This window comes from Paenibacillus sp. YSY-4.3 (assembly GCF_054767475.1).
This window is the reverse complement of sequence record NZ_BAABMC010000016.1, coordinates 40863-52982: the sequence shown is the minus strand read 5'-3', so window position 1 is coordinate 52982 and position 12120 is coordinate 40863. Positions and strand designations below refer to the sequence as shown.

Here is a 12120-nt window from a genome sequence, read left to right as displayed (position 1 = left end):
AAAGCACTGCTGATCTTTGTATCAGCAGTGCTTTTTTGTGTTATTTGCATAAGACACGCGGTCTAACGGACAAGAGATCCGCTATTTACTGTATTTTCGCGAAATCGGCAAGCTAACGGACACATAAGGCGTTATTTAGTGAATATGACTATTGAAGCCTTAGATTTTGCACGAATAAGGTCTGCTGTGTCCGTTGGCCCCAGAAAAAGCAGCATTTATGCGAAATAACGGAACCAGGGTCCGTAAGAGTGTACCTGAAAAGAATGGATTGACGAGTAAAATAATATAAATTTGAACTTAACGCATGATTGAATTATAAATAAATTAATATTTCATAATTATGACCGTATCGATCCAAACATTTTTGTCGTTTATATAAGTAAATAAGCAAAAATGGCTTCGGCATAGGGAGGTGTAACGCAGAAATGAGCAGTAAGCCTGCAGCAATTCAATCCGTCAGAACTAATGAGCAATTGAAGCCAATACAAGAAGCGGAGCTTTTGCAAGAACTAAAGCTGGCTGGGGCAATGAAACGAGTGAAAGGCACTGTAATTGTACAGCCATTTAGCCCTTCACCGGGAGCGAAGTCCGTGATGCATATTCAACGTATAGAGCAATCAAAGTTACAGCAGCAACCAAGAATCATTCAGCAGTCAAAGTCACACGAGCAATTGAACCCATATCAGCGGCAAGAGCAGCATCAGCAATCAAAGTCTGTGGGAGCTAATCATCCATCAGCCGACGGCCTACAAATGGAAAGAGGGCATGACAGATTTCTAGAATGGGTTGAGTCTTACCAGGGGGCGCTGAGTCAATATTGCCGATCCCTAGTCGGTACATCTTGGGAGGCGGAAGATCTTGCGCAAGAAACGTGGTTGAAGGTTTGGAGAATTTCTCTTGAGAAGGGTAAGAACTTCAGCATCAATAAATCGTACCTTTACAGAATAGCTAACCATATTTGCATTGATAGGCATCGCAAAAATAGAGCTGCTGCAGTGTTGTATTCGACAGATCAGTCGGAAACGGTCGAGCTGCAGTCCGATGAGGCAGACGTAGACTCCCTCTGGACGGCCATGGAGACGATCGTAAACCGCCTCCCAATCAATCAGCGCATTACGCTGCTGCTTATGGATATATTCCGTTACACGGCGGCTGAAACGGCAGAACTGCTCTCTACGACCGAAGGGGCTGTTAAAGCTTTACTCCACCGCGCTCGTACGAAGCTTAAGTCGGAACGGGACGGATCTGGGGGAGATGATGGTACCCGGGAAGAGAAAAGAGCTGACTCTTCAAACGTGACTATGAATAATGAGCAAATCGTGTACGCCTACTTAAAGGCATTCCGTGAGAATAATCCTCGTGCATTGCTCATGCTCATGAATGAATCAATCGCGCCCGAGCAGCTGCAGCCACCGGTGCTGCAGCAGCGTAGGCAGCAAGACGCTCGATATCAACATGGCTTCAAAGCTGCAAATTACAGCCAATCATTGGCATGGGCAGCAGCATAAAGAATGGCGTTCGATTTAGATATCACTTATCCAGGAGGTAGTGGAAAATGAGTACATTCATTCCATACGTGATTGAGCAAACGAGCCGCGGAGAACGTTCATACGATATTTATTCCAGGCTGCTTAAGGATCGAATCGTATTTCTGGGCTCTGCGATTGATGACCAGGTAGCCAACAGCATTACTGCGCAGATGCTTCTGCTTGCTGCTGAGGACCCCGAGAAAGATATCCATTTCTATATAAATAGCCCCGGCGGTTCGACTTCAGCAGGGTTTGCCATTTACGATACGATGCAGTACATCAAACCTGACGTACAAACGATTTGCTCTGGCATGGCTGCTTCTTTTGCGGCAATTTTACTGTTATCAGGCGCTAAAGGAAAGCGGTTTGCCTTGCCGAATAGCGAGGTTATGATTCATCAGCCGCATGGCGGTGTCCAAGGGCAAGCCAGCGACATTGAAATTAGCGCTAAACGGATTCTCCGTACCCGGGAGAGATTAAACGCTATTGCCGCCGAGCATACGGGCCAATCCTTGGAGCGCATAGCCAAAGATATGGATCGCGATTACTTCATGTCCGCTGAAGAAGCGATTGAATATGGCGTTATCGATCAGGTGATTTCAAGGGCCGGTTAAGCAGGGCACGGAAGGGAGCATTGTCTTTAGACAGTGCTCTTTTTTATATGCGAGGGTAGACGGCTTTCTTAGCTGGAATGATATTAGCGGCAAAAGGGGAACAATAGATCGGGGAGAATATCCGAAAGAGTGTACTGTATTCCTCCTGTGGACACTCGTGTGCCTGTGAAAGTCTGGTGTAATTTCCTGGCGCTTGTCCTTGACAGGCTATATGCCCTTTGCTAAGATGTACAATAATATATTTTCGTAAGTGTCTTTCCGGCCTTGATATATAAGGGAATTCGGTCGACGAGGAATAGAATATAAGGGAGGAAAAACTAAGGTGTGGGAAAGTAAATTTGACAAAGAAGGCTTAACATTTGATGATGTGCTGCTCGTCCCTCGTAAATCGGAGGTCCTTCCGAAAGAGGTAAATTTGTCTACGAAGCTGAGCGATAAGGTTAAGCTGAACATGCCGCTCATCAGCGCCGGAATGGATACAGTGACGGAGGCGGCTATGGCGATTGCCATTGCACGGGAAGGCGGCATCGGCATCATTCATAAGAATATGTCGGTAGAGCAGCAGGCTGAGGAAGTAGATCGGGTTAAGCGCTCGGAAAGCGGCGTTATCACAAATCCATTCTCCCTTACGCCGGATCGATTGGTATCGGATGCCGAAGAGTTGATGGGCAAGTACCGGATTTCTGGGGTTCCTATCGTAAATGAAGAGCAAAAACTAGTCGGAATTCTTACGAACCGGGACCTGCGGTTTGTTCATGACTATAACATTAAAATCAGCGAGGTCATGACGCACGAGAATCTGGTTACAGCTCCTGTAGGCACGACGCTTCAAGAGGCGGAAGTTATTCTGCAGCAGCATAAAATCGAGAAGCTGCCGCTGGTGGATGAATCCAACACGCTCAAAGGCTTGATCACGATCAAGGATATTGAGAAGGCGATCCAGTTTCCGAATGCGGCGAAAGATGAGCAGGGCAGACTGCTTGTCGGAGCGGCTATTGGCGTATCCTCTGATTCCTATGTACGGGCAGAAGCTCTGGTAAAAGCAGGCGTGGACGTTATCACGGTGGATTCTGCGCACGGACACCATATCAACATTTTGGACACGGTTCGGGAGCTTCGCAAACGGTATCCGGAACTCACAATTATCGCCGGAAACGTTGCGACAGGTGAAGCAACCCGCGATCTGATCGAAGCTGGCGCTTCTGTCGTCAAGGTAGGTATCGGGCCGGGTTCGATTTGTACGACGCGTGTCATTGCCGGGATCGGTGTTCCACAAATTACCGCGGTATATGACTGTGCATCCGTTGCCCGCGAATATGGCATTCCGATCATTGCCGATGGTGGCATCAAATATTCAGGAGAGATCACGAAAGCCATTGCTGCCGGAGCGCATGCGGTCATGCTGGGAAGCTTGCTTGCCGGTACGGAAGAAAGCCCTGGCGAATCGGAGATTTATCAAGGGCGCCGATTTAAAGTGTATAGAGGAATGGGTTCCCTTGGAGCGATGAAGCAAGGCAGTAAGGATCGCTACTTCCAGGACGACGACAAGAAGCTGGTACCGGAAGGCATCGAAGGGCGCGTAGCTTACAAAGGGCCATTGTCCGATACAGTTCACCAATTGTTAGGCGGTTTGCGTTCAGGTATGGGATACTGCGGAACAGCTAACTTGGACGAGCTTCGCAATGATACGAAATTTATTCGTATTACGGGGGCAGGCCTTCGTGAGAGCCATCCGCACGACGTGCAAATTACGAAGGAAGCACCGAACTATTCCTTGTAAAAATAATGACCACACCACCATTTTCCAACACAGGCTGGGCGAATTCTGCCCGGCCTGTCTTTTTTTGCGTATTGTGCTGTGTTAGAATAGATAAAGCAATCGAACGAGTATATGAGGGGAGCTTTAAGTGCAGTGAAATTGAAAGAAAAGAAACCTAGAACATCGAAACGACAGATCCTTCGTAAAAGCGTCGCCTCTGTTCTTTTACTGAATATGTTATGTCTATCTACGGTGCCGGCGGTGGTGCTTGCTGAAGGACAGCAAACTGAAGCGACGACGTCTACCAAACCTGTAGTAGAGCAAACTAGCTCTAGCATTCCGTCTGTGGAATCTCTCGAGCTTAATGTTAAATCCGCGATATTAATGGAGCCGGTGTCCGGCCAAATTCTATTAAACGTCAATGGGGATACCCCGCTTCCTCCGGCAAGTATGACTAAAATGATGACGGAATACATCGTTGCAGACTTAGTAAAGCAAGGGAAGTTTAGCTGGGACGACATAGTTACCGTACGGGAGAATGCCTCCAAGACGATCGGTTCACGGATATTCCTGGCGCAAGGCGACCAGCATACGATCCGGGAATTATACATCGCTATGGCGGTTGGATCAGCGAACGATGCAACGGTAGCGCTGGCAGAGCATGTCGCCGGTTCTGAGCAGGCTTTCGTCAAGATGATGAATGACGAGGCTCAGCGCATGGGGATGAAGAATACTTATTTTGCAAACTCCACAGGTTTGGATATTGGAGATATGCCCAAGGAGTTTCAGCCGGCAAATGACAAGGAAACTGTAATGTCGGCTATGGATGCGGCGATTCTTGCTAAATACATCGTGACCGATCATCCTGATTTTACTGAATTTACAACGATTCAAGAATATACGTTCCGCCCTCGCGACAAGAAGCCAATGGTGAACTGGAACTACATGCTTGAAGCGAATAAGAATGTAACCAACTTCAAGCAGTTTGCCTATGAGGGGATGGACGGCTTGAAGACCGGGCACACCTCCAGAGCAGGCAGCTGCTTTACCGGTACAGCCGAGCGGAACGGAATGCGGCTGATTAGCGTCGTTATGGGCACGCAAGCTACAAAGACCATGAAGGCCGAGGATGTGCGCTTTGTTGAAACGCGCAAAGTGATGGATTACGGTTTCAACAACTTCGAAGTCAAGCAGGTCGTCGCTCCTAAGACGACGGTAGAAGGGACCGAGACGGTTACTGTTAAGAAAGCGAAGAATATGGAAGTGCCTGTCGTTACCGATCAAGGCGTAAGCTTCGTTATACCTAAGGGTGCAGATATGAGCAGCTTGCAAGCAACGGTATCTTTGAACGAGGAGACGGCTCTGGTGGCCCCTCTGAAGCAAGGAACGGAAGTTGGAACCGTTACGTACTCTTATAAAGCTCCGGGCTCTGACGAGCCGATAGAGAAGACGGTGAAGCTGATTACGGCTCAGGATGCGGAGAAGGCGAATTGGTTCAAGTTGTTCCTGCGTGCGATCGGGGACTTTTTCAAGGATCTGTTTAACGGAATCAAGAATCTTTTCTAGTCCGTGAAGCATAAATCCCGAGTGAACGGGTTGTATATTTAGCGTAAATATTGTAAAATATCAAGTTAGATTATCGCTTGCGATATTGCGTCAGAAGTAATGTTTATGGGGACAAGGTCATGCGCCTGGGCTCCATAACATGTGGATATATTTAGAATAAAATCGGGAGGCGTGGACATGGAAACAGGAACATCACGTGTAAAAAGAGGTATGGCCGAAATGCAAAAAGGCGGCGTCATTATGGACGTCATGAATGCGGAGCAAGCAAAGATCGCTGAAGCGGCTGGAGCAACGGCTGTCATGGCTTTGGAACGCGTTCCTTCTGATATTCGTGCGGCTGGCGGCGTAGCCCGCATGGCTGATCCTACGATTGTTGAAGAAGTTATGAAAGTCGTTTCTATCCCGGTTATGGCTAAAGCACGGATTGGGCATTACGTGGAAGCGAAAGTTTTGGAATCTCTCGGGGTAGACTATTTGGACGAGAGCGAAGTGTTGACGCCAGCAGACGAGGTGTTCCATATTGACAAACGTGAGTTCACCGTTCCATTTGTCTGCGGAGCGAAAGATCTGGGTGAAGCGCTGCGCCGCATCAGTGAGGGTGCATCCATGATCCGTACGAAGGGCGAGCCGGGAACAGGCAACATTGTTGAAGCTGTTCGCCATATGCGCCTGATCAACAGCCAAATCCGTTCGGTTAAGAACATGTCCAAGGACGAGTTGTATGCAGAAGCTAAGAATCTTGGCGTTGCCTATGATTTGTTGCTTGAAGTTCATGAGAACGGTAAGCTGCCTGTGGTTAACTTTGCAGCGGGCGGCGTAGCTACTCCTGCTGATGCAGCGTTAATGATGCATCTTGGTTCGGATGGAGTGTTTGTAGGCTCGGGTATTTTCAAATCTGAAAATCCAGAGAAATTCGCGCGTGCCATCGTTGAAGCTACAACGCATTATACCGATTATAAATTGATTGCTGAAGTGTCCAAGAACTTGGGCACGCCGATGAAAGGCATCGAAATTTCCAAATTATCCCCAGCTGAGCGCATGTCGGATCGCGGCTGGTAATTGGCAGAGCAATCCCCTTTTTGAGTCAGATAGAAAGAAGGTTTCTCCATGAAGGTGGGAGTACTGGCGCTGCAAGGCGCTGTTGCGGAGCATATAAGAAGCATTGAGAGCACAGGAGCTGAGGGTGTTGCTGTGAAGCAGCCTGAGCAGCTCCTGGATATCGATGGATTGATCATCCCCGGCGGGGAGAGTACGACCATCGGCAAGCTCATGAGGAAATATGGCTTCATTGAGGCTATTCAGCAATTTTCAGGTGAGGGCAAGCCTGTTTTTGGTACTTGCGCTGGCTTGATTGTTATGGCGAGGAAGATCGAGGGCGGTGAAGAGCCTCACCTGGGTGTTATGGATATCGGTGTATCGCGTAACGCGTTTGGGCGCCAACGGGAGAGCTTTGAGACCGACCTGGACGTCAAGGGTCTTGAGGAGCCGCTTCGCGCGGTCTTTATCCGTGCGCCGTTAATCACGGAGGTTGGCGAAGGCGTCGAAGTATTGTCTACCTATAACGATGAAATTGTGACGGCACGCCAAGGACACTTGCTGGTGTCGTCGTTTCATCCAGAATTGACGGACGATGCCTCTCTGCATAAATATTTTACAGAAATGATTCAGGCAAACAAAACGGCTGCTAAGTAAAGAGCTGATCAGGCACCTTGACTCTTTCCCAAGGGTTAAGGTTTGTTTGTTTTAACGGAGGACACCCGAGTTCTCTGGTTGGTGATCCCATGGCGGCCCGTCTTGCTCCTTTGTTGAAGCATGCGAGTCGAGCGAGGCGGTCCGGGGACGATTCTAGGAGGGACAACCTATGTTAGATGTAAAAATAATGCGAAATGATTTCGAACGCGTCGAGAAGGCGCTTAAGGACAGAGGTAAGTCGCTGGAGCTTATATCGGGCTTCGCCCCGCTGGACGGTAAACGCCGCGAATTGCTGCAGGAGAGCGAGTCGCTGAAGAACCGCCGTAACATGGTATCGGCTGAAGTCGCCAAACGCAAGAAGAATAAGGAAGATGCGGACGAACTGATCGTTGAAATGCGTGAGGTGGGTGACCGCATTAAGGAGCTGGATGACGAAGTCCGGGCTCTTGAGGCGCAGATCGATGAGTTGATGCTGGCCATTCCTAACATTCCTCATGCAGATGTTCCGGTTGGTGGTTCTGAGGAAGAGAATGTGGAGGTTCGTCGTTGGAGCGAGCCCCGCCAGTTCGATTTCACGCCAAAGGCTCATTGGGATATCGCCACGGATCTCGGGATTTTGGATTTCGAGGCAGGAGCTAAGGTAACCGGCTCGAGATTTACCTTTTATAAGGGACTAGGAGCGCGTCTTGAGCGTGCATTGATCAACTTCATGATGGACTTGCACAGCAATGAGCACGGTTATGAAGAAATGCTGCCGCCGTATATCGTTAATCGGGACAGCCTGTACGGGACTGGCCAGCTGCCGAAGTTCGAAGAGGACCTGTTTAAGCTGACCGAGGAAGGTTACTATTTGATTCCGACGGCTGAGGTACCTGTAACGAACTTCCACCGCGATGAAATTCTGGGCGCAGAGGATCTCCCACGGAATTATGTAGCATACAGCTCTTGCTTCCGGTCGGAAGCGGGAGCAGCAGGCCGCGATACTCGTGGTTTGATCCGCCAGCATCAGTTCAACAAGGTTGAGATGATCAAGATTGTTCATCCAGATCAATCGTATGAAGAACTGGAGCAAATGACGGCAAATGCTGAACGCGTCCTGCAGCTGCTGAAGCTTCCATATCGCGTGCTGGCGCTCTGTACGGGCGATCTTGGCTTTACTGCTGCTAAAACGTACGACCTCGAAGTATGGCTGCCAGAAGCGGACGCTTACCGCGAGATATCTTCTTGCTCTAATGTAGAGGACTTCCAGGCGCGCCGGGCGAATATCCGATTCCGTCCGGAGGCTAAAGCCAAGCCGGAATTTGTTCATACTTTGAATGGCTCTGGACTTGCTGTAGGGCGTACGGTTGCAGCTATCCTGGAGAATTACCAGACGGAAGACGGCCGTGTTGAAGTACCTGAAGTTCTGCGTCCTTACATGGGTGGCCTTGAATATATTACCATCAAGAAATAACTTGCGCGCGAATAAACTCTATGGTAGAATCTGATTTGTTACGCTAATCAGATTCACCTTTTTGGAGAGGTACCGAAGCGGTCATAACGGGGCGGTCTTGAAAACCGTTAGGGTGCAAGCCCACGTGGGTTCGAATCCCACCCTCTCCGCCATACTTATTTAAGAACCCACAGGGGTTCGTCGAAGTGTTAGGCTTCGTTAGCGATAATTTAAATTAGTGAATATGCCGCTTCCCGGTTGGGGGGCGGTTTTTTGATGTTATTAGAGAGTATAAACTTCGGAATGCCAAGGGCTTGCTGATTTCATAAGAGAAAACACCGTTACGTATCGCCTGGTCTTCTTAGCAATATCTCGAAATGTGTATTGTATGGTGGCGAGGGAGAGTAAGCCTATCGTTCAGATCGCGTGCAGGAAGCGAAAGTGAAAGGGCACGGCATTGCAATCTACTCCTAGGGCTGGCCTCTCGTCGAGCCGTCAATATGAGCAAGTGAATGCGGTGAGATAACATCCAAGCATGCCCCGGACCTCTTAGTGCTTACAGGGAGTAGTACTCATTTGCGTGGACGAACCTATCATGCACTTCGGAGAAGGCATCTGCCTGCTATTTGAGTCTAACGACTCTTATCCCCGTTATTTGTACCAATTTGCGCTTATCTTAAATATAAAGACTTTCAGCCACGCTATTTACGGTTTATCTTCTGTTTGGAGTAGTAAAGATTGAAATAACGTTCCACAGTTTCGTTACATTTTGACAAAGGTTATTTTTAGACAAATAGTGATCGTGAGATTCGTTAGAATGGTTTCGTCCTCGAGTCTCGGTTATGGAGATAAAGCTCCCCTCGTTACGCAGCGTGGAACCCAAGGATTTCATCTCCAAGTATCACCATGCATAAAAAAACCGGGTTCCCCACACCTTAAGAGAAACAAAGCTCGATGAGTAAAGGGGGATGCAGCGTATATGAGTAAACCAAAGTCTTATACAACACCAGGAACTCAGCCCGACACAAATCAGCGCCGAGAGCGGGGGAGTGGGGGGCCGGAGCCGTTATCGGGTTCCAAGAAGGTCAAAAACCGGAATCACGTCAGTCATAACAATCCTCAGGGCAGTTGAGCGTTAGTGTGTACTGAAAGGCATGAATCGTTTGAGGCCTACACAACGTACGCAACGACGTACAATATGTACAAAAGGTACAACACGGCAACCCGCTGTAATCACAATGACAGCATATCGGTCGTCAACCATCGAAATCTGAATTTAGTCGGAGTAGACTCATCCTGCTCCTCTCAACCCCTCAGCCGCTGGCTGAGGTTTTTATTTCTAATTTGCGATAATGCAGGACATGAGGTTCAAATGATGTCATAATAAGAAGAGAGTTTTTTCTATCTCAATCTGAAAGGATAGTGATGCGTATTGGACTTTGACAATGCAGGTTCTATTCCTCCAGTCTCCATTCCTCCTCAATCTATTCGCAAGCATAAGCAGCGTTCAATAGGCAGCATTTTTCTCAGGGCCTTTTTTATCGTGGTAGGTGCATTGATTGTATCGGTAGCCTTGGAATTGTTCCTAGTACCGAATAAAATTACAGACGGCGGCATCACAGGCATTTCCATTATGTCTTTTTATTTGTCGGGCTTGCCTTTAGGTATGTTCCTGTTTCTGTTCAACCTTCCTTTTCTGATTATAGGATACAAGCAAATCGGCAAGACTTTTGCCATTTCTACATTGTTGGGTATTGCGGTCATGTCGGTCGGCACGGCAGTGCTGCATCCAGTGGAACCGTTTGTGAAGGATACCTTGCTGGCATTCGTGTTTGGAGGCATTTTACTTGGACTGGGCACGGGCATGGTCATTCGTTTCGGAGGATCTCTTGACGGTACGGAGATCGTAGCGATCCTGGTGTCGCGTAAGACGCCATTTTCGGTCGGGGAAGTCATTATGTTCATGAACTTCTTCATTCTGCTCAGCGCAGGTTTTGTATTTACTTGGGAGAGGGCATTATTCTCGCTCTTGGCGTATTATATTGCTTTTAAGACCATAGATATCGTTGTGGATGGTTTAAACGAATCCAAGTCGGTGTGGATCATTAGCGACCAGATCGATGAGATTGGCGAGGCGATTTTGAATCGTTTAGGACGCGGAGTTACCTACCTATCTGGGGAAGGCGGTTTTTCGGGCGATCCGAAAAAGGTGATTTTTTGCGTCATCACCCGGTTGGAGGAAGCCAAGCTTAAGGATATCGTGAACCATTTTGACGAGAATGCTTTTCTGGCAGTGGGAAATATCCATGATGTGAAGGGCGGACGCTTTAAGAAAAAGGCAATTCATTAAATTTGTTAATAATCATTGTTTCAGTCCTTCATAATTGTGGTTAATATAATAAGTGGTTTAGAAAAAATATTAAGTATTGTCATCTGTGAAGATGGAGAGGAGTTAGTATGTCAAGAAAGTTTTTCATGTCGGCCCTTATTCTACTTATGTCGGTAACGTTGGTTTTAACCGGCTGCGGCGCTAAGAAGGAGCCGAAGGAAGCGCTGAAGAGCGCAGCGGTAACTGCGCTGAACATGGACTCTTATGTCTCTGAGAGCCAAATCAAGATTACTGATCTTAAGCTCGATGGCTCATCGTCTCCCGAGATGGGTGTAGTTTATTCCATGCTGAAGGATGCTGAGCTGAAATTAACTCAGGTGTACCAGAAAGAGCCGATGCAGTCGGAAGCTTCACTGGAAGTAAAGCTGAACGGCGACTTCTCAACGACGATTACTCTGCAATTCGTAATGACCAAAGACAAAGTATACGTTAAAATACCTAGCATTCCATTCCTCCCTCTGCCAGAGAAAGCTGTTGGCAAATTCCTGGAGGTGGATTTAAAGGAACTGGCGGAGAACAGTGGGGAAGAGTTCAACCCGGATTTGCTGGATACTGATAAAATGCAAAAGTTTGTAGCGGAAATCGCGAATGTCGTTCTGTCCGAATATGACTCTGAGAAGTTCATCAAAGATGTTGACCCGAAAGACATAGAGCTGCCAGAAGGCTATAAGGCGAAGCAGGTCGTTCAATTCTACGTGACGAACGATACGGCCAAGGAAGCGATCAGCATTCTGCTGCAAGAGGCGCTGCCGAAGGCCCTGGATATCGTCGCTAAGGATGAATATCGCGCGATGCTGCAGTTAACGCCGGAGGATATTGAGGAAGCGAAGAAGGACCTGGCGGAAATGGATCATAACGAGTTCCAAAAGGATCTAGACGATATGCAGCGTTACCTGACAATTAATCAGTTCAATATGAATACAGCCATCGATAAGGATAATTATCCTTCTTATCAGGAGATGAACATGGATGTGGAATTCAGTGATCCGGATACGAAGGAGAAAATCAAACTGGCTTTGCAAATGAAGAGTACAGTCAAGAGCATTAACGAAAAGCCAAAATTCAGCATCGGCATTCCGAAGGAAACTATGACGATGGATGAATTTATGCAGGAAATGAATTCGCTAGGCTATTAAGAT

10 protein-coding genes and 1 tRNA gene are annotated in these 12120 nt (G+C 47.9%); all 11 read left to right on the top strand.

What is annotated here, in order from left to right; all coding sequences use genetic code 11:
* The first annotated feature begins 425 nt into the window (after positions 1 to 425).
* The 11 genes from ACYUJT_RS25075 to ACYUJT_RS25025 all read left to right on the top strand — a co-directional run bounded on the left by ACYUJT_RS25075 (position 426) and on the right by ACYUJT_RS25025 (position 12117).
* A complete protein-coding gene (locus ACYUJT_RS25075; protein ID WP_460327586.1) occupies positions 426 to 1508 on the top strand; it encodes an RNA polymerase sigma factor in 1083 nt (360 codons plus the stop codon).
* 47 nt (positions 1509 to 1555) lie between these two features.
* The gene (gene clpP, locus ACYUJT_RS25070) at positions 1556 to 2143 is read left to right on the top strand and encodes an ATP-dependent Clp endopeptidase proteolytic subunit ClpP (RefSeq protein WP_460327584.1); all 588 of its coding nucleotides are present in this window, start codon (positions 1556 to 1558) and stop codon (positions 2141 to 2143) included.
* Positions 2144 to 2465: 322 nt separating this feature from the next.
* Positions 2466 to 3923 (top strand): IMP dehydrogenase, encoded by a 1458-nt coding sequence (gene guaB, locus ACYUJT_RS25065; protein ID WP_460327582.1) that lies wholly within the window; start codon positions 2466 to 2468, stop codon positions 3921 to 3923.
* A 132-nt stretch (positions 3924 to 4055) separates the two neighbouring features.
* A complete protein-coding gene (locus tag ACYUJT_RS25060) occupies positions 4056 to 5468 on the top strand; it encodes a D-alanyl-D-alanine carboxypeptidase family protein (RefSeq protein ID WP_460327580.1) in 1413 nt (470 codons plus the stop codon).
* Positions 5469 to 5645: 177 nt separating this feature from the next.
* Complete coding sequence (pdxS, locus tag ACYUJT_RS25055; protein ID WP_460327578.1) at positions 5646 to 6527, top strand: pyridoxal 5'-phosphate synthase lyase subunit PdxS; 882 nt, start codon at positions 5646 to 5648, stop codon at positions 6525 to 6527.
* A gap of 48 nt (positions 6528 to 6575) precedes the next feature.
* The gene (gene pdxT, locus ACYUJT_RS25050; protein WP_460327576.1) at positions 6576 to 7160 is read left to right on the top strand and encodes a pyridoxal 5'-phosphate synthase glutaminase subunit PdxT; all 585 of its coding nucleotides are present in this window, start codon (positions 6576 to 6578) and stop codon (positions 7158 to 7160) included.
* A gap of 169 nt (positions 7161 to 7329) precedes the next feature.
* The gene (gene serS, locus ACYUJT_RS25045; protein ID WP_460327574.1) at positions 7330 to 8613 is read left to right on the top strand and encodes a serine--tRNA ligase; all 1284 of its coding nucleotides are present in this window, start codon (positions 7330 to 7332) and stop codon (positions 8611 to 8613) included.
* Positions 8614 to 8676: 63 nt separating this feature from the next.
* Positions 8677 to 8765: transfer RNA gene (locus tag ACYUJT_RS25040), tRNA-Ser, on the top strand.
* Positions 8766 to 9571: 806 nt separating this feature from the next.
* Positions 9572 to 9724 carry a small acid-soluble spore protein P gene (locus ACYUJT_RS25035; RefSeq protein WP_460327572.1) on the top strand — a complete coding sequence of 51 codons (153 nt, stop codon included), beginning with the start codon at positions 9572 to 9574 and terminating at the stop codon, positions 9722 to 9724.
* Positions 9725 to 10102: 378 nt separating this feature from the next.
* Positions 10103 to 10942 (top strand): YitT family protein, encoded by an 840-nt coding sequence (locus ACYUJT_RS25030; RefSeq protein ID WP_460327588.1) that lies wholly within the window; start codon positions 10103 to 10105, stop codon positions 10940 to 10942.
* Between the two features lie 107 nt (positions 10943 to 11049).
* Positions 11050 to 12117 carry a hypothetical protein gene (locus tag ACYUJT_RS25025; RefSeq protein WP_460327570.1) on the top strand — a complete coding sequence of 356 codons (1068 nt, stop codon included), beginning with the start codon at positions 11050 to 11052 and terminating at the stop codon, positions 12115 to 12117.
* The last annotated feature ends 3 nt before the right edge of the window (positions 12118 to 12120 follow it).